Genomic DNA, 22,782 nt, shown 5'->3' with positions numbered 1-22,782 from the left:
ACCACGAGCCCGGGGTCGGTGGGCAGGCCGCGCCGACCCCAGTAGCCGGCGGCGGCCTCGCGCAGCGCGGGGCCGCCAGCCACCGGGCCGTAGGCGTTCTCGCCGGCCGCGGCGGCCAGCCGCTCGCGCAGCGCCGGGTGCACGGGCAGACCGATCTCGCCGCTGGTCATGGGCAGCACGCGCTGTCCCGTGCGGCGCCGTTCGACAAGGGCGGCGTCAGCGGCGAGCGTCGCCGACATGGGGACGGCGGCGGCTCGCGGCGTGGCCGTCCGGGGGGCCGTGCGCACGTGGCTCACCCCGCCCCGTACCGCCGGCGCAGTTCGGCCTTGCGGACCTTGCCGGTCAGGGTCTTGGGCAGCGCGGGCACCAGCTCCATGCGGTCCGGCAGAAAGTGCTCGTCGTGTCCGGACTCCCGGACCCGGGCGCGGACCTCGTCGAGGGCCGGGCCCTGCTCGCCGCGCGGCACCACGACCGCGCAGATCACGGTGTCGGCGCCGTCGGTCGCGGGCGGCAGGCCGACCAGCGCCGCCTCGACGGCCCTGGGGTGGCTGCCGATGACCGCCTCCAGCTCCGTCATGGGCGCGACCTCCCCGTCCCGGACGATGGCGTCGCGGGCCCGGCCGACGATACGGATGCCGCCTCGGGCGTCCTCCCGGGCCAGGTCGCCGGTGTCGAACCAGCCGTCCGCGTCGAACTCGGCGGCGAAGGCCTCGTCGCGCCGGTAGTAGCCGAGCGCGAGGGAGGCGCCGCGCACCTTCAGGCGGCCCGTGCCGTCCGCGCCGGGTGCCTCGATGCGGGTCCGCATGGCGTCGACGGCCCGGCCGTTGCTGTGCACGGCCCAGTCCTCGGGGTCGGTGGGCCGGGTCATGGTGACCGGGCCGTTCTCCGACATGCCCCACAGCGAGTAGGTCCGCGCGCCGAGCGTCGCGTGCACCTCGTCGGCGAGCTCCTTGAGGACCGGCGCCGAGCCGATGACCACGTGCCGCAGCGTGCTCGTGTCCCGCTTCTCCGCTCGCTGCGAGGCGGCGACGTCGGCGAGCGTGGCCGGCGGCCCGTACAGCAGTGTGGCGCCGTAGCGCTCCACCAGGTCCAGCAGCGCCTCGTTCCTGCGGACGTCCTGGAAGGCGACGGTGCCGCCGAGCATGACGCCCGCGAGGACGCCCTGGGCGAAGCCGGAGTAGTGCACGAGCGGCGTGGAGACCGCCGCCACCCAGTCGTCGCCGAGTCCGAAGGCGTCGACGTAGCCGCGCACGGCGGAGTGGACGGTGTTCTGGCTGTGCAGTACGCCCTTGGACTCGCCCGTGGTCCCGGAGGTGAACAGCACCACGAACGGGTCGTCGGCGCTCAGCGCCAGACCGTCCAACTCGGCGGTGCCGGAAACCTCTTCGCGAGCCTCGGCCACGAAGTGATCGTGGAAGGAGAACGCGCCGGCCGGCACCGGGCCGCCCACCACCGCGACGTGGCCCAACGCCGGCAGCTCGGCCCGCAGCCCGGTGATGATCTCCGCCAGCGGTGTGCCCGACCACTCGGGGAGCGTGACGCACACCCGGGCCTCGGTCAGTCCGAGGCGATGCCGCAGCTCGTCCTTCGGGCAGATCGGCGAGATCGGACAGACGACGGCGCCGACGCGCATGCACGCGAACATCAGCGGCACCATCTCCCACCGGTTGGGCAGCTGTACGGCGACGACGTCGCCTCTGCGCACGCCGAGCCGGAGCAGCGCGAGCGCGAACCGGTCGGTGAGCCGGGCCAGTTCGGCGTAGTCCAGCGTGTCGGTGCGCGCCTCGGCGATCCGGCGCCCGGCGATCGCCAGCCGCTGCGGGCGCTCGCGCGCCTGGCGGTGCAGGTCGTCGAGGAAGGTCTCGTCGCGCCACCAGCCACGGCGCCGGAACTCGTCGGCGTGTGCGCCGGACACCGCGGCGGCTGCGCCGGGGCGTGCGGCCTTAGCCGGGGCGTTCACCGGCGAGCCTTCCGGCGGGCCGCGAGCAGCTCCGGCAGCGGGTCGCCCGCCCGGCCGACCGCGATCTCCAGCAGGTCCCGGGTGTTCTGCCGCACTCGGTCGCCGACCCAGTCGAACACCCACGCCTTGCGCGCCTCCGCCGCCAGGCCGAAGGGCACGACCCGGGTGACGGCCAGGGCGGCGGACGCGGCCCCGCCGATGTTGGCGATCACGCCCGGCACCAGGACGCCACCCGAAGCGGCCACCTTCTCCTTGGCCGAGGCGCTGGAGGCGAGGTTGGCCCCCTCGACGACAAGGCCGGCGCGCAGGCGGTGGGTGTTCTCGGCGGTGAGGGCGTACTTCTGTGCCGCGAGGACCAGCAGATCGGCGTCGACGTCGAGCCAGGCGTCCGGCTCGGCGGAGAGAGCGACGTGCTGCGGCAGGCGGGAGCGGTCGATCCGCCCGAACTCGTCGGTGACGGCGATCAGGTCGGCCACCGGCAGCCGGTCGGCGCTGACGGTGCCCTCGATGTCGGCGACGCCCACGATCACATGCCCGCGGTCCTCCAGGAACCGCGCGACCGCGCGACCCACCGTGCCGAAGCCCTGCACCACGACCCGGGCCGACTCGGTACGCCCGCGCGCCTCCAGGGCGGTGACCGCGGCCACCCCGACGCCGTGTCCGGTGACGTCGATCAGGGGCTCGTAGTAGGTGCGCCAGTCGATCGGCATGTCCGGGGCACCCAGCCGGTAGCGCGGGTCGTAGCCGGCCTCGGTGAAGAAGACGGCGCGGTCGGCGGAGGTGACGCCCATGTCGATGCCGAGGTGGATGCCGCCGTGCAGCAGGGGCTTGACGGTGCGGCCGAAGGTGTGGAAGGTCTCCTCGCGGTTGCTGCCGTCGGAGACGATGCCGCCCTTGGCACCGCCGATGCGCAGCCCCGCGAGGGTGAACTTGTCGGTCATGTCGCGGGCCAGGCCGCGGACCTCCTCCTCGGTGACCCCCGGCGTCATCCGTACCCCGCCCATGGCGAGGCCGTCGACCAGCGTGTCGACGACCACCCAGCCCTTGATGGTGCCGCCGCTGCCGTTCAGGTGGACGGTGAACGCAGGCTCTTGCGTGTCTTCCAAAATGCTCATGGCGATTCTCAAGTCCTCGGGTGAGTAGGTGAACAGGCGGTGGTCACCGGTAGAGCTGCGTGAAGCCCCGCAGGATCTCCAGGCCGTCGCTGCGGAACTCCAGATGCGCCTGGGAACCGAAGATGCGTCCGTCGTCGGAGCGCAGGAACTCGACGGGCGCGTGCGCGGAGCGGCCGATGGAGCGGAAGCCCTCCGGGGCCTCCTGGAGATAGAGGGTGTGCCGGTGGAACACCGTCACCGTCGGTTTGACGTAGGTGAACAGGGGCTCTTCCTTGTCGACCTGCACCTCGTAGCCGCCGACCCGCTGGGGGCCCTCGGCGAGCCGGCCGCCGGCCGAGACCGCCAGGATCTGCATGCCGCCGCAGATCCCGAAGACCGGCACGTCGGCGGTCATGACGAGATCGACGAGCGGCTTGTAGTGGTCGCGGTCGTAGGCCCGCACCTTGGTGCCGCTCAGCACGATCGCCTGGTAGCGGCCGTCGAGGCGAGGCGGCACGGACACCGCGTCGACCGCGTCGGTGGCCGCGCCCAGCTCCTCGAAGCGGCGGCGCAGTTGGGGCAGGGACAGCGTTCCGTTGTTGACGACCAGGACACGGGGCTGCGCCACGTGCGTACTCCTCACGTTCGCGTGATGACGGTGCCGGTACGGGCAGCGAGCAACTCGGTGACGGGCGCACTGCCGATGACGACCCGGTCCACGCCCCGCTCCAGGGCTTCGCCGGCGGCCCGCAGCTTCTTGCGCATGCCGCCGGTGGCGCCCTTGTCGCGGAACACGGCAGCGGCCTCGGCGCCGATCTCATGCACCGGCTCGCCGTCGATCAGCAGATGACCGACATCGGTCACGAGCACGAGATCGGGTGCGCCGACGGCGCCGGCGAGAGCGGCGGCGGCCCGGTCGGCGTCGGTGTTGACCTCCCGGCCCGAGGCGTTGCGGGCCAGCGGGGTGACGAGCCTGGCCTGGCCGGGCTCCAGGTCCTTGAGCAGGGTCGGGTCCGCGCCGGTGACCGGGCCGACCAGGTTCTCCAGCTCGACCAGCTGCTTGCCCTGCCACCACCAGCGCTCCGCCTCGCCCGCGGCGAGCAGTCCATCGCTGCCGAGCAGCCGCTCGGCGCTCAAGCCGCGCCGCTGAAGCCGCTGCAGCACCTCGCTGCCGAGCCGGGCGCTGACGGTCTTGATGTCGTCGATGACCTCGGGCGTGGTCCAGCGGCTCTGGTTGCCGTACCGGTCGCGCAGGATCGCCGACGGCTCTCGGGAGCGGGCGCTGAGCTTCTTCAGCGGCTTGGACCAGCCGTGCACCAGGACGAGCGGACGCCGCCGGCCCAGCCGGGCCAGGTCGTCCCACCAGGCACCGTCGAGGTCGTCGAGGCAGCTGCCGCCGAGTTTCACGACGGCCGGGGCCTCCTGCGGGGGATGCGCCGGGCTCATGCGGGCATCACCGGGTGCATGGTCAGGCCCGTCTCCTCGGGCAGCCCGAACCGGAGGTTCACCGCCTGTACGGCCTGGCCGGCCGCGCCCTTGACCAGGTTGTCGAGGGCGGCGAGGACGACGATCCGGCCGGCCTCCTCGTCGTACATCGCCGTCACATCGCAGTAGTTGGAGCCGAGCACCGCCTGCGGGTCCGGCACCGGGATCAGCGTCTCGGTGTGCCGCCGCACCCGCACGAACCGGTGCCCCTTGTAGAAGCGCAGGTACGCCCGTTGGAGCGTGCGCTGGTCGACCTCGCCGTCGGTGAACACGTAAGCACTGGTGAGCAGCCCGCGCACGTGCGAGACGCCGTACGCCGACATGCTCAGCGAGCCGAGCGTGCCCGGCTTGCTGCGCTCCAGGAAGTCGCTGACCTCCGCCGCATGCCGGTGACCGGTGGGCGCGTACGGTGCGATGGCGCCGTTGCGGAAGGGATGCAGGTCGGCGGTGCGCAGTTGCAGGCCGCCGCCGCTGGAGCCGCTCTTGCCGTCCACCACTACGGTCTTCAGATCCAGGCCGAGGCCGAGAGTGAGCGGGGCGAGGCCGAGCGTGATCGCGGTGGCGTAGCAGCCGGGCAGCGAGATGAGCGCCGCGTCGGCCAGCTGGTCACCCACCAGCTCCGGAACGCCGTAGACGAACCGGTCGGCCAGGTCGGCGCGCCGCTCGACCTTCGGGTACCAGCGCCTGTGCCGCTCCGGGGTGCGGATGCGGAAGGCGCCGCTCAGGTCGACGACGGCCGGGACGCGGTCCGCGAGCAGCGCGGCCAGCTCGGCGGAGACCGGCGCGGGGGTGGCCAGCAGGATGACGTCGACGTGGTCGGCGACGTCCTCGGTGACCGGCTGTACGGTCAGGCCGGTGTCGATGCGCAGGCCCGGGTGCAGTTGGGCCGGGCGCCTGCCGATGTTCGAGGAGCCCCCGAGGAAGGTCAGCTCCAGGTCGGGATGCTGGGTGATCAGCCTGATGAGTTCGCCGCCGGCCAGCCCGGAGGCGCCGATGACTCCTGCACGGATCATGCGAGCAGCTCCTGCAGGTAGCGGCCGATGGCAGAGGCGACGTCCGCGCCGGTGGCCGAGGCCACGGCCCGGAAGCCGGGGGCGTGGTTGACCTCGTTGACGACGTAGCCGTCGGCGGTGCGGAACAGATCTACTCCGTAGATGCCGGGGCCCAGTTCCGCCGTCACGGCGTCGACGATCTTCACGACGTCGGGGTCGTGGGCGACTGCGCGGCTGTCGTTGCCGAGTGCGGCGTTGTTGCGCCAGTCCGTGCCACCGCTGGCGAACTCCGCGGCGCCGACCAGTTCGTGGCCGACGACCAGGCAGCGCACCGAGGTTCCGCCCAGGTACGGCTCGACCAGGCAAGCCTGCTCGAAGGCGTGACCGAGGTCCTCGACGTAGTCGTACACGGACTGGGCGGTGTCGGCGTGCCGGATCAGCGTGACCCGCTTGCCCATGCCGCCGAAGACCGGCTTGAGGACCACCGGCAGTTCCAGTTCGGCGAGCGCCTGCTCGAAGTCCCTGCGGGACAGCACGAGCCGGAAGTCCGGCACCGGGACGCCGGCGGTGCGCAGCACGGTGCGCAGCGCGGCCTTGTTCTCGCAGGCGTGTATCGCCCGGGCGGTGTTGACGGTGCGGGCTCCTGAGGCCTCGGCGAGGCTCGCGACCAGGCCACCACGGGTGTAGCTGCGGCTGCGCACCAGCAGGGCGTCGTAGTTCCGGACGGACGGGGCGTCGAGGTGGCCGAGGCACAGGGACTCGTCGTTGACCCACTCGATGGCGAGCCCGAGCTCATCGGCCCGCTGGATCAGCTGACGCTCCTCCCAGCCGATCCGGTCGGCTACGACGGCGACTTTGCGGCCCATCTCACTGGCCCCAGTCGCGCAGCTGAACCTCGACCATGTGCAGGGTCAGCCGCCCGTCCGTGATGTCCTCGACACGCAGTGTGAGCATGCACTCTGGGCAGGAGAGCGTCTCGCCCTGGACGACCGGCGGCACGGTCAGGTCGGTCTCGCATTCCGGGCAGGCGCCGGTGAGGGTGGCGGTGGACATGGGGAGCTCCGTCCTTGTACTGGAATGGGTGGGCTGTGGAGGGCGTTCAGGAGGACTGGAAGTCGATCGCGGCCTTGCGGATCGCGTCCCGGTCCAGGAGCGGGCCGCCGGCCTGCTCCTGGCGGTCGGCGAGCCAGGCCGTGAAGGCGTCGACGTCGACGAAGATCCCGGAGTCGGCCAGTGCCCACGTGACGAGGGCCGGGGCCAGCCGGGTGCGTACCCGCAGCTCGCGGGCGTTGCCGACCAGTTCGGCGGGCAGCGTTTCGTAGGCCTCCGGGTGGCTGAGCTGGCCGGGCAGCTCATAGGCGAAGGCGTGCGGCGTGGTCGGGCCGGCCTGGAAGGCTTCGCCGAGGCCAGAGCCTTTGAGGGCGATGCGGGACAGCTCGGTGAGGTGGGTGAGGTCGAAGCGGGTGTCGCCGTGCACGACCCGCAGCGAGGCCAGCAGTTCGGCCAAGGGGGCGTTGCCTCCGCGCTCGCCGATGCCGTCGACGGTCGCCGAGATCCAGCGTGCCCCGGCGCGGACGGCGGCGAGTGAGTTGGCGACGGCCATGCCCAGCATGTTGTGCGAGTGGATCTCGACCTCGGAGTCGTCGATCGCGGTGAGGTCGGCGATCACCGTCTCCATCTGCCAGGGCGAGAGGTAGGCGACGGTCTCGGCGAGCCGGAACCGGTCGGCCCCCGCCTCGAAGCCGGCGGTGACATACGGGACGAGCCGCTCCCTGGGGGTGCGGGCCCCGTCCTCGCCGCTGAAGGTGACGTGGAAGCCGCGTTCCTTGGCCTGTCCGATCGCCGAACGGGCCAGCGCATGCAGGAACTTGGCGCTTGGCGAACCCAGCTTCAGCTTCGCGTGCTGCTCCGAGGTGGGGATGGAGTACATGATGTGGCGCACACCCAGGCGCTCTGCCTCGTCCAGGGCCCGGGCCACCTGCTGCCGGTCACGTACCACGAGGAGCGTCATGCTGCGCTCGGGGCCGACGGTCTCGTGCACGGCCTCGACCAGGGGGGTGTCCTTGGAGTCCGGGCCGGAGACCATGCCCACCTCGACCAGTTCGACGCCGGTTCGCACCAGCAGACCGGCGATGGCCGCCGCGTCCTTCGGGCCGAACTCGACGCCCGCCATGTGCGCGGAGTCGCGCAGGGTCGCGTCGGATATTCGCGGGGGGACCGGGAGTTTCTCGTGGTTCTCCACTGGTGCCATTTCAGTTCACTCCTTGTTCCGGAACGGAAATGCGGTTCCTGCTTCCGGACGAGTTCGGTGAACCGCAATCCGGGAACGGATGCGGCTGGCGTCGACCAACAGCCTCCGTGCTGCGAGCGATTCCAAGCAATGACTTCCGCGTCAGAAGACGGTGGAAAAGTGTCAGGGAATGTCAGGAACGACAGGCAGTGCGAGAACGGTGTCGGCCGTACGAAAAAGTGGACGGAATGCGGCGGCCGGGCAGTCGTACTGCGCCTACCGTGCCGTTCATGGACCTTTTCCCACTGCCTCGGCTCGGGCTCGTCGTACCACCGGAGAACCCCACCGCCGAACCGGAGTTCACCACCCTGTTCGGGCACCACGTGAACGTGTACACGACTCGCTTCCCGGTGACACCGGGACTCGGCCTCAGGGACATGCTGGAGTTCTACAACCGCGTTCTGCCCGACACGCTCGGTCAGTTCGGCGGCATGCGGCTGGACGGGGCCGTGGTGGCGTGCAGTGCCTCGCACTACCTGCTGGGCCCGGACGGCGACCTCTCCTTCTGCGCCGAGCTGTCCGACCGGGCAGGCTTCCCGGTGTGGTCCTCGACGCGGGCGACCCTGGCCGCGTGCGAGGCCCTGGGCGTGCGCCGGCTGACCCTCGTCTCGCCGTACCAGCCGTGGCTCACGGACACCTCGCGCGCCTTCTGGGAGCGGGCCGGCCTCACGGTCGACGGCGTGGTGCCGGTCCCGGCGCGCTCGGCGCCCGGCGGCGACCGGCACTACGACCCGTACCAGGTGACGACCGAGGCCATACTCGGACACATCGCGGCGAGCGAACTCCCCGGCGACACCGCCCTGCTGTTCACCGGCACGGGCATGGGCACGCTCGCCGCGCTCGAGGAACTGGCCCGGCAGGAGCCGGGCCGCACGCTGCTCACGTCCAACCTGGCGTCGGTCTGGTGGGCCCGGCGCACGCTGCCCGGCGGCGACGCGGGCGACGAGCACGCGCTGCTGCGGCGACTGGAGAAGACGGCGGTGTGACGCGCGGAGGGCCCCGGTGTACGCGCATCGGCGCACGCCGGGGCCCTCGCGCTCGCCCGGCTTCCGGCGGCCTATGAGGCCTCGAGTACCTTGGGCGTCTCCGGCATCTCAGGGTCGCGGCCTCCGCCGTATCCCATTCGGTAGCCGACACCGCGGACCGTGGTGATCCACCGGCTGCAGCCGAGTTTCGCCCGCAGGCTGCTCACATGCGTGTCGATGGTGCGGCTGCCGCTGGTCCAGTCGCTGTCCCACACCTTCGCCATCAACTCCTTTCGCGACACGACCGTTTCGGGATTCACGGCCAGCGTGTAGAGCAGCTCGAATTCCTTCGACGTGACGGGAATCAGCAGGTCGTGCAGCCGTACTTCCCGCCTGCGTGGATCTATGTGCAGCGGGCGCAGGGATATGGGCTTCGCCGTGGCCGCCGTCCTGCGGCGGTAACGGCGAAGCACGGCCTCTATCCGCGCACCGATCTCCCGGAAACCCCAGGTCTTCACCACACAGTCGTCCGCCCCGGCGCGCAGCGCGAGGACCCGTTCCAATTCGTCGTCGTGGTCGGTCACGGCGATCAGCGGGGTGTCCGCACCACTGCGCACCGACCGGCACACCTCCAGGCCGTCGATGTCCGCGAGCTCCAGCGAGAGCAGCACCAGGTCCGCGTCGCGGTATGCGCGCAGCGCCCGCGCCCCGGTGTGCACGCTCCGCGTGGTGTAGCCCTGTCTGCGCAGATCGCGTTCCATGGCCTCGGCCGCGGAGGTGTTCCGCTCCACCACGAGTACGTTCGTCACCCCTGCCGTCCTCTCTTCATCGGCTTCTCCGCTCCCTCGGCTGCCGTCAGCTCGCGGCCCTGGTCAGTCGGGTCGCGGCGGGCGCCGGCGGGAGCGAGGCGCTGCCTGATGTGCCGTCGAGGTACTGGTAGACGTATGCGGCTGAGGCCATCGTCATGTGGTGGTGCCAGCCCGGGAAGGAGCGGCCCTCGAAATCCAGGGCGCCGAAGCGATCCTGCAGGCCGGAGACGGCCGACAGGGCGGCGGTGCGGCCCCGCACCAGGGACAGCACCTCGTCCACCGGCCGTTCGGTGAGGCTGGTGATCCAGTACCGGGCAGGCAGCCGTCCGTCCGGGGCGGGCCGCTCCAGGACCCGGTAGGTGCGAGCGGCGCCGTCGGACCCCGCCGCCAGCTGCGGCAATCGCACCGTGCCGGCATAAGCGTGAATCGGAACCACCTTGGTGCGGCCGTCCGGAGTCTGCCGCACCATCACATGCGGCTGCCGGGCGTGTCCGATCCCCATCAGCGCGCCCACCGTGCTCACGGTCGGCGTGTGCTGTCCGACGAGCACGACCTGTCCGGGGTCGACCTCGCACACCACGTCCAGCCGCTCCCGCGCCAGCCCCGCGAGCACGCCGGCCGCATCGTCGCACCGGGTCAGGTCGAGGACCCAGGGCAGCCCGGCCGCGCGCGGCAGGGTGACCGCGTCCGCGGCATAGTCGAGGACGCGGGCGCCGACCGGTCGCTCCTTCTCCTCTTCCGGTATCCGGGTACGGCGCCTGCGCTGCCGGTCCCAGTCCCAGGGGCCGTTGAGCACCAGGCTCCAGTCGACCGGGAAGGCATGGCTGTCGCCGGCCAGGAAGAGTCCGACTGCGCGCTGGCAATTGACAGGCTGTCCGGTCGCGGGGTCCACGCGTCGGTGCACGCCCACTGAGTGCCCGCCGCTCTTCGGGATGATGAGTTCGGCGACCGCCCACGCGTAGGGCACCGATTCCGCGGCGACCCGCTGGGCGAGCCGGCGGCGCACCGGCTGCCATTCCCAGGGGCTGGCGTTGATGAACTGGTGCAGCCCGTGCGCTGCCGATGAGGGTAAGGAACCCATGCGCGCCATGCGCCGCGGTGTCTTCTTGCCGGATCCGTGGATCAAGGCCCATAGATACGCTCGGGCCCAGCGGCGTTGTTCCACTCGGTGAAGCGATCGGAAGATGTCCTCGACGAACCTCTGTATTCGCGCGCCGTCGGCCGTTGCCGCGCGCGTCTCACTCGACGACATAAACGCTACGTCCCCTCGTATTTCGTAACGCTTGCACCGAGGTCGGCGCATCGTGCATATGCACACGCAACAAAATACCGCCGGAGTGACAATCACGTCTGCCGAGCTGCGAGTACTTTGCCACTTCGCGCGCTGAGCTGGGCAAACGTGGTGGGACGGCCTGGGTCGTGGGTGCGGGCCAGGAGCCGGAAATCCCTGCATGGCTCAATACTGATGCGCCGATCCGAGTGAGACGACGGCCTGTCAAAGTTTTATGAACAAATCGCGAAGCGGAAAGAACAGCGGTGACCGCCGAAGGCCAGGGGATACCTTCGGCGGTCGGTTCATGGGCCGACGGGCAGCCCGTTCAGAGGTGTTGCGCTGCCAGCGTGTCGAGCCAGTTGCCCAGCAGGCCGTGCACAGCGTCCGGTTGGTCGAGGTGGACGTTGTGGCCTGCACCGTCGACGACCGCGTAGGTCGCGCGCGGATAGTGCTCCAAAAGCTCCAACTGGTCCCGCCAGCCGACCATGTGGTCCTGACGGCCGGTCACCACGACATGGCTGCCGTCGTGGACCCCGAAGCGGCGCTCCGGGATCTGCTTGAGCAGGTAGGCCTTGAGCAGCGCGGCGGCGTCCTCTCGGTGGTGGGCACGGATGCCGGGCAGCACGTGGTCGCTGAAGGACCTCCAGCCCGCGTCGTCCTGGTACAGCGCGATGCCGGCGAACGCTTCGCGGTCGGCCGGGTCGAGCGAGGCCAGCAGCGCCTCGTCCCGGCTGAGCACCTGCCGCTCGGGCAGCACGCGCTCACCGCTCGCCTTGACCAGCGGCGCGATCAGTGCCGTGCCCAGGACCTGCGGGCCGCGCTCGGCTACCAGGTAGCGGGCGAGCTGGCCGCCGTAGGAGATGCCCACGACCGCGAACGGCTCGTCGCCGACGGCCTTGTCCACGAACCGCAGGACCGCCTCACCCATGGCCTCGGCCGTCACCGGACCGCTCAGGCGCGGCGAGCGGCCGGAGCCGGGCAGGTCGACGTAGAGCCGCCGCCAGCCGCGACGCGCGGCGAACACGGGTTCCAGGGGCAGCAGGAGCCGGTGGTCGATGGTGTAGCCGTGCAGCAGCACCACGGGCGTGCCGGAGCCGAACTCGACGTGGTGCAGCAGCGGCTGCACCGATTGCGGCATCTCGGTCTTCTCGTTCGATCCAGTCTCTTCGGTCATGGCTCCACAGTCCGATGCTGACACTGATGTGATGGTCAAATTGCAAGGCAGGAGGGCTGGTTGGCAGCCCCCGCCGTGGGACGGACCGGAAGGGAATCCGGTGGTCCGCGGGAGGTGTGGGTACGCCGCGACAGCTCTCCGATGCGCATACGAATTCCTCGTGGCCCTTTCGCGCCCTTCTCGACGCCGCCCGATGTCGCCTACGCCGCCGGCCTCTTGGCCGGGAAGCCGTGGCTGCGGGCGAGCACGATCACGGCGATCACCGGCAGCATGAGCAGCAGCACGCTCCACGGCAGGGAGCCGCTGCCGCTCAGGTCGAGCAGCACGCCACCGATCACGCCGCCGCCCGCCATCGCGACGTTCCAGAGCGTGACCAGCATGGCCTGGGCCGCGTCGGCCGCCGACTCGCCGCCCGCGTCACCGGCCGCGGTCTGCAGCAGGGTGGGCACGCCGCCCCAGCCCAGGCCCCACAGCACGGCGGCGACGTAGACGAGTGCGGTGTGGTCGGCCAGCACGGCCAGCACCGCGGCGGCCACCGCGACCAGCAGCGAGCTGGCGACGGTCAGCACCCGCAGCCGGTGGTGGATCTGCGCCCCGACGATCCAGATGCTCGCCAGCGAGGCGGCGCCGAACACGAGCAGCACCAGGTCGGTGTTCCCGCCGATGCCGAGGTCGTCGAGGAACGTGGCGATGTACGCGTAGATGATGGTGTGCGCCAGGACGAAGACCAGTGTGACGAACAGCACCGGCGCCACGCCCGGGACGCGCAGAGCATGCAGCATCTTCGGCCGCTCGCCGCGCTCCTGGCCCGGGAAGTCCGGTACGGCCGTGGCGATCCACGCCAGCAGCACCACGGTCAGAGCCGTCATCGAGAGGAAGGCCACGCGCCAGTCGGTCACCTTGCCGAGGAAGGTGCCGGCGGGCACGCCGAGCGAGAGCGCGACCGGAATGCCCGCCATCGCGATGGCGATCGCCCGGCCCTGGAGATGGACCGGGGCGAGTCGGCGGGCGTACCCGGCGAGGAGCGCCCAGGCCAGGCCGGCCGCGACGCCCGCGACACAGCGCGCCGCCATCGTCAGCCCGTAGAGGGAGGACAGCGCGGTGCCGGTATTGGCCACGGCGAACCCCGCCATGGCCGTCAGCAGGAGCCGCTTGCGGCGCCAGCCGGCGGTGACCGCGGTCAGCGGGATCGCGGTGAGCGCGGTGCCGATCGCGTAGATCGTGACCGTCTGGCCGGTCGCGGACTCACTCACGTGCAGATCCCGGCTCATCGCCGGGAGCAGACCGGCGGGCAGGGTCTCGGTCAGACTCGTGATGAAGACGGCGGTCGCGAGGGCCAGCAGGGCGAACATGGGCAGTTTCTGCGGCTGCTCGCCGACGCCCGGTCGGCGCGCTGCGGCGCCGGTCCGCGCGGCCGAGCCGGCCGCGGTGTCGGGTGTGGTGCTCATGAGTGTGCTCCAGGGGTGTCGGGGACGGGGTGGGTGAACGCCCGGGTCCGCCTCGGTGGGGTGGGGCGGGCAGTCGTGTGCGGCTGGTACGGCGTCATGGCCGGCTGAGGCCGCCGTCGACCGGGAGGCGGACGCCGGTGGTGAACGTGGCGTCTGTGGCGAGGAAGAGTGCGGCCCGGGCGACCTCCTCGGCGGCACCGAGGCGGCCCAGCGGTGGCAGAGGCGCACCGCTGCCGCCCGGAGCCTCGATACACCCCGGCGCCACGGCGTTGACGCGGATACCGCGGGAGACGAGCTCGGTGGCCAGCGCATGCACGGCGGCGGACGGCGGGCCGGGCGCCGTGAGCACGACCGCCCCGCCGTCCCTGAGGCCGGACAGCAGCCGTCGGGCGGTGGCCACTGTCTCGGCGAACAGCAGGTCGATCTCGCCGCCGGGACCGAGGCAGGCCGTCACGTCGGACGGTGCAACGACCCGGGCGGTGGAGCCCAGTTCGGCGCACAAGCGGCGGCGCTCCTCGGCGGTGCGGGCGGTCAGTACGACCTGGGCGCCGCCTTCGACCAGGCGCTTGGCGATGGCCAGCCCGATTCCGGTGGCGTCTCCGACGACAACGGCCGTCCGGCCCGCGTACTTGGTCATGCTGCCGCTCCCTCCCCCGCGCCTGCCTCTTGTGCCGGGGGCACGTGGAGTGGCCCGGCGGACACGACTGTGCGCCGGGCCGCTTCGGGAAACCTTCGGAACGGCTGACGGCCGGCTTACGGCTGGGACGGCGAGGGCTGCCGACGGCCTCGGTCCCCACCCCGCCGGAACGGCTCCGTGACGTACAGTGACGCACATGCGGTTTGGGGTGCTCGGCCCACTGGCGGTGTGGGACGACGAGGGGGTGGCCGTCAGGGTTCCCGAGGCGAAGGTCCGGACGCTGCTCGCCGACCTGCTCGCGCATGACGGCGGCCCGGTCTCCGCGGACCGCCTCATCCACGACCTGTGGGGCGACAGCCCGCCGGGCCGGCCTGCGGGCGCGCTGCAGGCCAAGGTCTCGCAACTACGCCGGGTCCTGGGCCGGGACCGCGTGGTGCACCAGCCGGCCGGCTATCGGCTGCGTCTCGACAGCGACCACGATGAGGTGGACGCCGTCCGGTTCCGCGGCCTGGTGGACCGGGCGCGTGACGTCGCGGCCCCGAGCGCCCGAGCCGCGCTGCTCACCGAGGCACTTGAGCTGTGGCGCGGGCCCGCCTACGCCGACTTCGCCGACCAGGAGTTCGTCCGCGGGGCCGTGCAGCGTCTCACCGAGCAGCGGCTGTCCGTACTGGAAGAACAGGCCGAGGCCCGCCTGGCGGCCGGCGACCAGGTGCTCCTCGCCGGGGAGCTCGCCGACCTGGTGGCCCGGCATCCCCTCCGGGAACGGCTGCGCGCGCTGCAGATGCGGGCGTTGTACACGGCGGGGCGGCAGAGCGAGGCGCTCGCGGCGTATGAGGATCTGCGTGCGTGTCTCATCGCAGACCTGGGCGTCGAGCCGAGCCCCGAACTCGCTGCTCTGCACCAGGCCGTGCTCCGCCAGGCCCCGGAGCTGACGGGGACGCCATGGAACACCGACCGCCCTCGTCCTCGTACGGAGCGGGACGCCATCAGCCCTCGTCCTCCCGCGGAGGCGAACGCGCACGTCTCACGCGCGCCCTCCAACCTGCCCGCCTCCCTGACCCCCCTCATCGGCCGCGACAAGGCCCTCGCCCACCTCGCTGCACTCCTGCGCGCCACACGCCTGGTGACCCTCACCGGCGCCGGCGGAGTGGGCAAGACCCGACTGGCCGTGGCGGCAGCCGACGCGGTCCACAGCGGCGGGTCCGCCGAGGTTCTGCCCGACGGAACCTGGTTCGTGGAGTTCTCCGGCATACGCCACGGGACTGCCGCCGACCTCGCGCAGGTCGTCACCGCGGCCCTGGGCATCAGCGACCACGCGCCCTCCGCCCTGCCGGTCTCCGGCACCGGCACCCGGTCGCCCGCGCATCACCTCGCCGCAGTGCTGCGCGACCGTCGCACACTGCTCGTCCTGGACAACTGCGAGCACGTCGTCGACGCCGCCGCCGAACTCGCCGCCCTGCTCCTGCGCACCGCGCCCGGCCTGCGCGTGCTCGCTACCAGCCAGGAGCCACTCGGCCTGCCGGGCGAGGAGGTGTTCCTGGTGGAGCCGCTGCCCACCGCCGACGCGGTACGGCTGTTCACCGAGCGCGCCGCTGCTGCCGCGCCCGGCTTCTCACTGGCCTCGGACGGCGGCGCCGGCTCCGACCGCACCGCCGTCACGGAGATCTGCCGCCGCTTGGACGGCATCCCGCTCGCCCTGGAACTGGCCGCGACCCGCGTGCGCGCCCTTGGCGTACGCGAGCTGGCGGCCCGGCTCGGCGACCGGTTCCAGCTCCTGACCTCGGGGCGGCGCGGCGCGCCCGAGCGCCAGCAAACCCTGCGCGCGATGATCGACTGGAGCTGGGAACTGCTCAGCGCCCCCGAGCGCATCGTGCTGCGCCGCATGGCCGCGTTCAGCGACGGCTGCGACCTCCAGGCGGCGGAGGCGGTGTGCGCGGGTGACGGGGTCGCCCGTCCCGAGGTGCCCGACCTGGTGACCCGGCTTGTCGACCGGTCCCTGGTGGTCGTCGTGGCCGGACCGACCGGCCCACGCTACCGGCTCCTGGAGTCCGTCGCCGCGTACGCGACCGAACGGCTGCACGAGATGGAGGACCTCGCCGACGTACGCGACCGGCACCTGCGCCACTACCTCGCACTCGCCGAACGCGCCGGGCCCGAACTGCGCGGCGCAGGGCAGCGCTCCTGGCTCGCCCGGCTCGACGCCGAGTCCGGCAACCTGCGGGCAGCCCTCGACGAGGCGGTGCGCCGGGCTGCCGCCGGGACCCCGGCCCAGGCGGCACGCCTGTCCACCTCCCTGGCCTGGTGGTGGCTGCTGCGCGGCCGCCTCACCCAGGCCCGCCGGAGCCTGCGCGCGGTCCTGGACGTCACCACGGCCGCGAACGCGGAATCCGACGAGCCCGAACTGGCTCTGCTGCACGCCGCGTTCGCACTGCTCACCGGTGATCACGACATGGCTACCGCGATGCCGGACGGTGACGCCATTCCCGACCCGGTGCGCCGGGCGCGGTCGCTGTGGCTGTGTGCGTACGGCCTGTTCAGCGCCGGAGCAGCGGCCGACAGCGGCGAGCTGAACGACCGAGCGCTGACCCTGTTCACCTCAGCAGGCGACCAGTGGGGCACCGCGGCCGCACTCGGGCTGCGGGCCACGCTCGCACTGATCCGCGGCGATCTCGCCGGGCTGGGCCGCGACGGGAGGCACAGCGCCGCGCTCTTCCGCGAGGTGGGTGACCGCTGGGGCGAACTGCAGACGGTGTCGCCGCTCGCCGCGCTCGCCGAGATCAAGGGCGAGTACGAAGAGGCCGCGGACCGCCAGCAGGAAGGGCTGCGGATGGCGCGCGAACTGGGCCTGGCGGCCGAGGTGTCGGCCCGGCTGTCCGGTCTGGGCCGCCTGGCACTGCTGGCCCGCGACTGGGACCGGGCCCGCGACCTGCACGAACAGGCACGGCGCAGTGCCGCCGAACAGGGTTACAAATACGGCGAGATCCACGCCGGGATGGGCCTCGCGCTCGGCGCCCGCCGTACCGGCGATCTCGACGCCGCCGAGGCGCACCTGCGGCACCTGCGCGACGGCTACGCGGACGTGTCCTCGCCGGCGGGCGACCACCTGGTGCTGGCCGAGCTGGGCTTCGTCGCCGAACTGCGAGGCGAAGCCGACCAGGCTGCGGCCCACCATCTGCGCGGCCTGGAGGTGGCCCGCGCACTCGGCGAGCCGCGCGCGCTCGCGCTGTCCCTGGAAGGCCTGGCCGGCGCGGCAGCCCTGCACGGCACCGGGCCCACCGCAAGCTCGGCGGCCCTCCTGCTCGGGGCGGCGGACGCGGCTCGCCGCAGCGTGGGTGCACCCCTGCCCTCGGCCGAACGCACCGACGTCGACCGCATTACCCACGCGGCGCGCACCACCCTGGGTGATGCGGCCTTCACACGGGCCTTCGACCACGGCACTCGCCTGGCCCCCGAGGAAGCGCTGCGCCAGGCCGCACCGGTCCTGGGGCGACTCACGCGGGAGGGCGGCTAGCAGGTCCCAGCCGACTGCGAGGCACCCGCTCAGCGCCGACGGCGATGGAGACCCTGCCGGTCGGCCAGCCCTGGCCGAGTCGCCCTATGCGACGCGGCAGTGTCCTCGGCGTAACGCGAGAGGCCGCGCATCGAAGCGGGCCTGGCTGGTCCTGGGGTCGCGGGCTTCGACGTAGGAGGCCCCGACAGCGCCGAAAGAAGCGAACGCGCTGGTCAGGGCCCACATCCTCAGCACTCGATGATATTCACCGCCAGCCCGCCCCGCGCCGTCTCCTTGTACTTCACGGACATGTCCGCGCCGGTGTCCTTCATGGTCTTGATGACCTTGTCCAGGGACACCTTGTGGGAGCCGTCGCCGCGCATGGCCATCTTGGCGGCGGTGACCGCCTTCACCGCGGCCATGCCGTTGCGCTCGATGCACGGGATCTGGACCAGGCCGCCGACCGGGTCGCAGGTCAGGCCGAGGTTGTGCTCCATGCCGATCTCGGCCGCGTTCTCGACCTGCTCGGGGGAGCCGCCGAGCACCTCGGCCAGCGCGCCCGCGGCCATGGAGCAGGCGGAGCCGACCTCGCCCTGGCAGCCGACCTCGGCGCCGGAGATGGAGGCGTTCTCCTTGAAGAGCATGCCGATCGCGCCCGCCGCGAGGAGGAAGCGGACCACGCCGTCCTCATCCGCTCCCGGCACGAAGTTGATGTAGTAGTGCAGGACCGCCGGGATGATGCCCGCCGCGCCGTTCGTCGGGGCCGTCACGACCCGGCCGCCGGCCGCGTTCTCCTCGTTCACCGCCATCGCGTAGAGCGTGATCCACTCCATCGCGTGGGCCAGCGGGTCGCCCTCGGCGCGCAGCTGGCGGGCGGAGACGGCCGCGCGGCGGCGGACCTTCAGACCGCCGGGCAGGATGCCCTCGCGGGACAGGCCGCGCTGCACGCACTCGCGCATCACCCGCCATATCTCCAGCAGGCCCGCGCGGATCTCGTCCTCGGTGCGCCAGGCCCGCTCGTTCTCCAGCATCAGCGAGGAGATCGACAGGCCGGTCTCGCGGGTGAGGCGGAGCAGCTCGTCGCCGGTGCGGAAGGAGTACTTCAGGACCGTGTCGTCCAGCTTGATCCGGTCCGCGCCGACCGCGTCCTCGTCCACCACGAAGCCGCCGCCGACCGAGTAATAGGTCTTCGACAACAGCTCCGCGCCGGAACCGTCGTACGCCCACAGGGTCATGCCGTTGGCGTGGTACGGCAGGGCCTTGCGGCGGTGCAGCACGAGGTCCTTGTCGAAGTCGAAGGCGATCTCGTGCTCGCCGAGCAGGCTGATCCGGCCGTCGGCCCTGATCGCCTCCACGCGCGCGTCCGCCGTCTCCACGTCCACCGTGCGCGGCGAGTCGCCGGCCAGGCCCAGCAGGACGGCCTTCGGCGTGCCGTGGCCGTGCCCGGTCGCGCCCAGCGAGCCGTACAGCTCTGTGCGGACGCAGGCGGTCTGTTCCAGCAGGCCTTCGTTGCGCAGCCGACGGGCGAACATCCGCGCCGCGCGCATCGGGCCGACCGTGTGGGAGCTGGACGGGCCGATGCCGATCGAGAACAGGTCGAAGACCGAGATGGCCACGGTCACTCCTCAGGAAACAGGGGGTGGTGGGGCACCCTCCGGCACCTTCCGGCGCTCTGCGTCGGGTGCCCCACCGGGGACTTACTTGGCCGGGACTACTTGTTCAGGCCCGGGTACAGCGGGTGCTTGCCGGCGAGCGCCTTCACGCGCGCCTTGAGGGCCTCGGCGTCGTAGGACGGCTTGAGCGCCTCGGCGATCACGTCCGCGACCTCGGCGAAGTCCTCGGCCGTGAAGCCGCGGGTCGCGAGGGCGGGCGTGCCGATCCGCAGGCCCGAGGTGACCATCGGGGGGCGCGGGTCGTTCGGGACCGCGTTGCGGTTGACCGTGATGCCGACCTCGTGGAGCCGGTCCTCGGCCTGCTGGCCGTCCAGCTCGGACTCGCGCAGGTCGACCAGGATCAGGTGCACGTCCGTGCCGCCGGACAGCACGTTCACCCCGGCCTCGCGGGCGTCCGCCGCCGTCAGCCGCTCGGCGAGGATGCGGGCACCGTCCACGGTACGACGCTGGCGCTCCTTGAAGTCCTCCGAGGCCGCGACCTTGAAGGAGACCGCCTTGGCCGCGATCACGTGCTCCAGCGGGCCGCCCTGGAAGCCGGGGAAGACCGCCGAGTTGAGCTTCTTCGCGAAGTCCTTGTTGCGCGCGAGGATGATGCCGCCGCGCGGGCCGCCGAGCGTCTTGTGGGTCGTGGAGGTGACCACGTCCGCGAACGGCACCGGGTTGGCGTGCAGACCGGCCGCGACCAGGCCCGCGAAGTGCGCCATGTCGACCCACAGGTACGCCTCGACCTCGTCGGCGATCCGGCGGAACTCGGCGAAGTCCAGCTCACGCGGGTACGCCGACCAGCCCGCGATGATCACCTTCGGGCGGTGCTCCTTGGCGAGCCGCTCCAGCTCGGCCATGTCGACCAGGCCGGTCTCGGCGTCCACGTGGTAGGCGACCACGTCGAACTGCTTGCCGGAGAAGTTCAGCCGCATCCCGTGGGTCAGGTGGCCGCCGTGCGCGAGGTCCAGGCCGAGGATGGTGTCCCCGGGCTGGGCCAGCGCGAACAGGGCCGCCTGGTTGGCGGAGGCACCGGAGTGGGGCTGCACATTGGCGTACTCGGCGCCGAACAGCTCCTTGACCCGGTCGATGGCGATCTGCTCGGCGACGTCGACGTGCTCGCAGCCGCCGTAGTAGCGGCGGCCCGGGTAGCCCTCGGCGTACTTGTTGGTGAGGACCGAGCCCTGCGCCTCCATCACCGCGAGCGGCGCGAAGTTCTCGGAGGCGATCATCTCCAGCGTGGACTGCTGGCGGTTCAGCTCCGCGTCGACCGCGGCGGCGATCTCCGGGTCCAGCTCGTGCAGGGACGTGTTCAGGACAGTCATACGGCTACGACTCCTCAGCTGCCGGAAAACTCGGTGTACTCGTCGGCGGAGAGCAGGTCGCCCGGCTCCTCCGCGACGCGTACCTTGAACAGCCAGCCGCCCTCGAAGGGGGCGGAGTTCACCAGCGACGGGTCGTCGACGACGTCCTGGTTGGTCGCGACGACCTCACCGGTGACCGGCGAGTACAGGTCGGAGACCGACTTGGTCGATTCCAGCTCGCCGCAGGACTCGCCCGCGGTCACGGTGTCGCCGACCTCGGGGAGCTGGACGAAGACCACATCGCCGAGCGCGTTGGCCGCGTGCTCCGTGATGCCGACCGTCGACACGCCGTCCGCGGCGGCCGACAGCCACTCGTGCTCCTTGCTGTAGCGCAGCTGCTGGGGGTTGCTCATGGCCTGAATTCTCCTGTACGCGCGTGAGTGCTGATGAAGGGGGACTGCTGGAAACGCACGCGAGCAGCGGTGATGTGCCCGACGTCACGTCCTGGGGCTACGACTCGGGGCTACGACGCTGTCACTTCTGGCGCTTGTAGAACGGCAGCGCCACGACCTCGTACGGCTCGTGGCTGCCCCGGATGTCCACGCCGACTCCCGCCGTGCCCGGCGCCGCGTGCGCCGCGTCGACATAGGCCATGGCGATCGGCTTGCCCAGGGTGGGGAGGGGGCGCCGGAGGTGACCTCGCCGACCACCTCGCCGCCCGCGACGACGGCGTACCCGGCGCGCGGGACCCGGCGGCCCTCGGCGATCAGCCCGACGAGCACCCGCGGCGGGTTCTCCTGAGCGCGGGAAGCGGCCGCGGACAGCGCCTCGCGCCCGACGAAGTCACCCTCCTTCTCGAACTTCACCACCCGGCCGAGCCCGGCGTCGAAGGGGGTGAGCGAGGTGGTCAGCTCGTGCCCGTACAGCGGCATGCCCGCCTCCAGGCGCAGCGTGTCCCGGCACGACAGGCCGCACGGGACCAGGCCGACGCCCTCGCCTGCCTTGGTCAGCGCCTGCCACAGCTCCACGGCGTGCTCGGGCTCCACGAACAACTCGAAGCCGTCCTCGCCGGTGTACCCGGTGCGGGCGATCAGGGCCGGGACGCCGGCGACCGTGCCGGGCAGACCGGCGTAGTACTTCAGGCCGTCGAGGTCGGCGTCGGTGAGGGACTTCAGGATGCCGGGGGACTCCGGGCCCTGGACGGCGATCAGCGCGTACGCGTCCCGGTCGTCGCGCACCGCGGCGTCGAAACCGGCGGAACGCTCGGTGAGCGCGTCCAGCACGACCTGGGCGTTGGAGGCGTTGGCCACGACCATGTATTCGGTCTCGGCCAGCCGGTAGACGATCAGGTCGTCCAGGATGCCGCCGTCGGCCCGGCAGATCATGGTGTAGCGGGCACGCCCGACACCGACGGAGGCGATGTTGCCGACCAGGGCGAAGTTCAGGAAGGCGGCCGCCTCGGCGCCGGTCACCGTGATCTCGCCCATGTGGGAGAGGTCGAACAGACCCGCCTTCGTCCGCACCGCGACATGCTCGTCGCGCTCGGAGCCGTAGCGCAGGGGCATGTCCCAGCCGGCGAAGTCGGTCATCGTCGCACCGAGCGAGCGATGCACGGCATCGAGCGCGGTGTGGCGCAGCTCAGTGGGTTCGGTACTGCTCATCGGTCGGTCGTCTCCCAGGGAAGGACGGGACGGGCGAGGAACGTTCCTCCCCATCTGTCATCGGAACCTGAGAGGTTCGCCGGGACCGCCACAGGGACGATCACGGCTTGCACCTTGGGTGGAGCCACTGACACAGCGGCCCGCTTTTCAGATGTGCCTCGCCCGCGCGGTAACGGGGCCTGAGAGATTCAAGGGAGGGACTTGCTCCTTCGGCGCCCCAGCGAAGGCTGCTGGGGACTCTCCCGCGCGGATTCAAGCGGCCGGTATGCAGTTGGCGGGCACATCATTGCACGCCGCACCCCCGCCCGTCAGGGCCCCATCTGTAACCGACCTGTGGCAGTACGCGCACCGAACCGCCGACGACCGTCCATTACCTTCCTTTTACATTAATCGGGCATGGGGATTGCCAAGCCGACAGGGGAGGACGATCACGGTGAACAGCACCCCGGCGTACGCCACCGCCACCACCGGCATCGCGGTGCCCAAGCAGCCCGCGCCCCGGNGCGCGAGCGCTGCGCCGAGCGCCCGGCCCCGGTCGTCCGCGA

The 22,782-nt window shown here is 71.8% G+C and carries 18 protein-coding genes, 2 pseudogenes and 2 riboswitches; of the genes and pseudogenes, 2 read left to right on the top strand and 18 right to left on the bottom strand.

Translation table 11 applies throughout. The annotated features are described in order from the left end of the window. The 9 genes and pseudogenes from M878_RS47700 to M878_RS62055 all read right to left on the bottom strand — a co-directional run. Positions 1-287, bottom strand: a pseudogene (locus M878_RS47700) (pyridoxal phosphate-dependent aminotransferase); the annotation flags it as partial. 5 nt (positions 288-292) lie between these two features. Beyond that, entirely contained in the window at positions 293-1,960 is a 1,668-nt protein-coding gene (locus M878_RS62090; RefSeq protein WP_023546621.1) for an AMP-binding protein, read from the bottom strand. Then, positions 1,957-3,075, bottom strand: coding sequence for a Glu/Leu/Phe/Val dehydrogenase dimerization domain-containing protein (locus M878_RS62085; protein WP_037730110.1), 1,119 nt, complete (start codon positions 3,073-3,075; stop codon positions 1,957-1,959). Before M878_RS62085 ends, M878_RS62090 begins: the two co-directional genes overlap by 4 nt. A gap of 43 nt (positions 3,076-3,118) precedes the next feature. After that, positions 3,119-3,682, bottom strand: a complete 564-nt coding sequence (locus M878_RS62080; RefSeq protein ID WP_023546619.1) for a type 1 glutamine amidotransferase — start codon at positions 3,680-3,682, stop codon at positions 3,119-3,121. Positions 3,683-3,693: 11 nt separating this feature from the next. Then, positions 3,694-4,500, bottom strand: a complete 807-nt coding sequence (locus M878_RS62075) for an amino acid kinase family protein (RefSeq protein WP_023546618.1) — start codon at positions 4,498-4,500, stop codon at positions 3,694-3,696. After that, a complete protein-coding gene (gene argC, locus M878_RS62070) occupies positions 4,497-5,552 on the bottom strand; it encodes an N-acetyl-gamma-glutamyl-phosphate reductase (protein WP_023546617.1) in 1,056 nt (351 codons plus the stop codon). The genes M878_RS62075 and argC overlap by 4 nt, the downstream gene beginning before the upstream one ends. Then, a complete protein-coding gene (locus M878_RS62065) occupies positions 5,549-6,397 on the bottom strand; it encodes an ATP-grasp domain-containing protein (protein ID WP_023546616.1) in 849 nt (282 codons plus the stop codon). Before M878_RS62065 ends, argC begins: the two co-directional genes overlap by 4 nt. Before the next feature lies 1 nt (position 6,398). Then, entirely contained in the window at positions 6,399-6,584 is a 186-nt protein-coding gene (locus tag M878_RS62060) for a hypothetical protein (protein WP_023546615.1), read from the bottom strand. 46 nt (positions 6,585-6,630) lie between these two features. Then, positions 6,631-7,782 carry an isopropylmalate synthase gene (locus M878_RS62055; RefSeq protein WP_078630264.1) on the bottom strand — a complete coding sequence of 384 codons (1,152 nt, stop codon included), beginning with the start codon at positions 7,780-7,782 and terminating at the stop codon, positions 6,631-6,633. Between the two features lie 269 nt (positions 7,783-8,051). On the opposite strand from M878_RS62055, the gene M878_RS62050 reads away from it, so the two are divergent. Next, positions 8,052-8,807 carry a maleate cis-trans isomerase family protein gene (locus tag M878_RS62050; RefSeq protein WP_031224788.1) on the top strand — a complete coding sequence of 252 codons (756 nt, stop codon included), beginning with the start codon at positions 8,052-8,054 and terminating at the stop codon, positions 8,805-8,807. Between the two features lie 71 nt (positions 8,808-8,878). Here the strand turns inward: M878_RS62050 and M878_RS62045 are convergent, their stop codons facing one another. The 5 genes from M878_RS62045 to M878_RS62025 all read right to left on the bottom strand — a co-directional run bounded on the left by M878_RS62045 (position 8,879) and on the right by M878_RS62025 (position 14,127). Next, entirely contained in the window at positions 8,879-9,595 is a 717-nt protein-coding gene (locus tag M878_RS62045; protein WP_023546612.1) for a response regulator transcription factor, read from the bottom strand. 46 nt (positions 9,596-9,641) lie between these two features. Beyond that, entirely contained in the window at positions 9,642-10,847 is a 1,206-nt protein-coding gene (locus tag M878_RS62040; protein WP_037730109.1) for an IS701 family transposase, read from the bottom strand. 346 nt (positions 10,848-11,193) lie between these two features. After that, positions 11,194-12,042, bottom strand: coding sequence for an alpha/beta fold hydrolase (locus tag M878_RS62035; RefSeq protein WP_023546610.1), 849 nt, complete (start codon positions 12,040-12,042; stop codon positions 11,194-11,196). A 200-nt stretch (positions 12,043-12,242) separates the two neighbouring features. Continuing rightward, the gene (locus tag M878_RS62030; RefSeq protein ID WP_023546609.1) at positions 12,243-13,490 is read right to left on the bottom strand and encodes an MFS transporter; all 1,248 of its coding nucleotides are present in this window, start codon (positions 13,488-13,490) and stop codon (positions 12,243-12,245) included. A gap of 94 nt (positions 13,491-13,584) precedes the next feature. After that, positions 13,585-14,127: an SDR family NAD(P)-dependent oxidoreductase gene (locus M878_RS62025; RefSeq protein WP_023546608.1), complete on the bottom strand. Its 543-nt coding sequence runs from the start codon at positions 14,125-14,127 to the stop codon at positions 13,585-13,587. Between the two features lie 196 nt (positions 14,128-14,323). Between M878_RS62025 and M878_RS62020 the strand changes: the two genes are divergently transcribed. After that, positions 14,324-17,638 (top strand): AfsR/SARP family transcriptional regulator, encoded by a 3,315-nt coding sequence (locus M878_RS62020; RefSeq protein ID WP_031224782.1) that lies wholly within the window; start codon positions 14,324-14,326, stop codon positions 17,636-17,638. 227 nt (positions 17,639-17,865) lie between these two features. Here the strand turns inward: M878_RS62020 and M878_RS62015 are convergent, their stop codons facing one another. The 4 genes and pseudogenes from M878_RS62015 to gcvT all read right to left on the bottom strand — a co-directional run bounded on the left by M878_RS62015 (position 17,866) and on the right by gcvT (position 22,237). After that, positions 17,866-19,233, bottom strand: coding sequence for an L-serine ammonia-lyase (locus M878_RS62015; protein ID WP_031224781.1), 1,368 nt, complete (start codon positions 19,231-19,233; stop codon positions 17,866-17,868). Positions 19,234-19,328: 95 nt separating this feature from the next. Continuing rightward, on the bottom strand, positions 19,329-20,597 hold the full coding sequence (gene glyA / locus M878_RS62010) for a serine hydroxymethyltransferase (protein WP_023546605.1): 1,269 nt from the start codon (positions 20,595-20,597) through the stop codon (positions 19,329-19,331). Between the two features lie 14 nt (positions 20,598-20,611). Further along, positions 20,612-20,989, bottom strand: coding sequence for a glycine cleavage system protein GcvH (gcvH, locus tag M878_RS62005; RefSeq protein WP_023546604.1), 378 nt, complete (start codon positions 20,987-20,989; stop codon positions 20,612-20,614). Positions 20,990-21,110: 121 nt separating this feature from the next. Next, a pseudogene (gene gcvT / locus M878_RS62000) lies at positions 21,111-22,237 on the bottom strand (glycine cleavage system aminomethyltransferase GcvT). Between the two features lie 44 nt (positions 22,238-22,281). Further along, positions 22,282-22,394, bottom strand: a riboswitch (glycine riboswitch). Continuing rightward, a riboswitch (glycine riboswitch) is annotated at positions 22,395-22,492 on the bottom strand. It abuts the riboswitch before it with no gap. Between the last annotated feature and the right edge of the window lie 290 nt (positions 22,493-22,782).

This window comes from Streptomyces roseochromogenus subsp. oscitans DS 12.976 (genome assembly GCF_000497445.1).
In the GTDB taxonomy this organism is placed as follows: Bacteria; Actinomycetota; Actinomycetes; order Streptomycetales; family Streptomycetaceae; genus Streptomyces; species Streptomyces oscitans.
The sequence above is the reverse complement of the archived record's forward strand: the minus strand, read 5'-3'. Positions and strand labels throughout refer to the sequence as shown.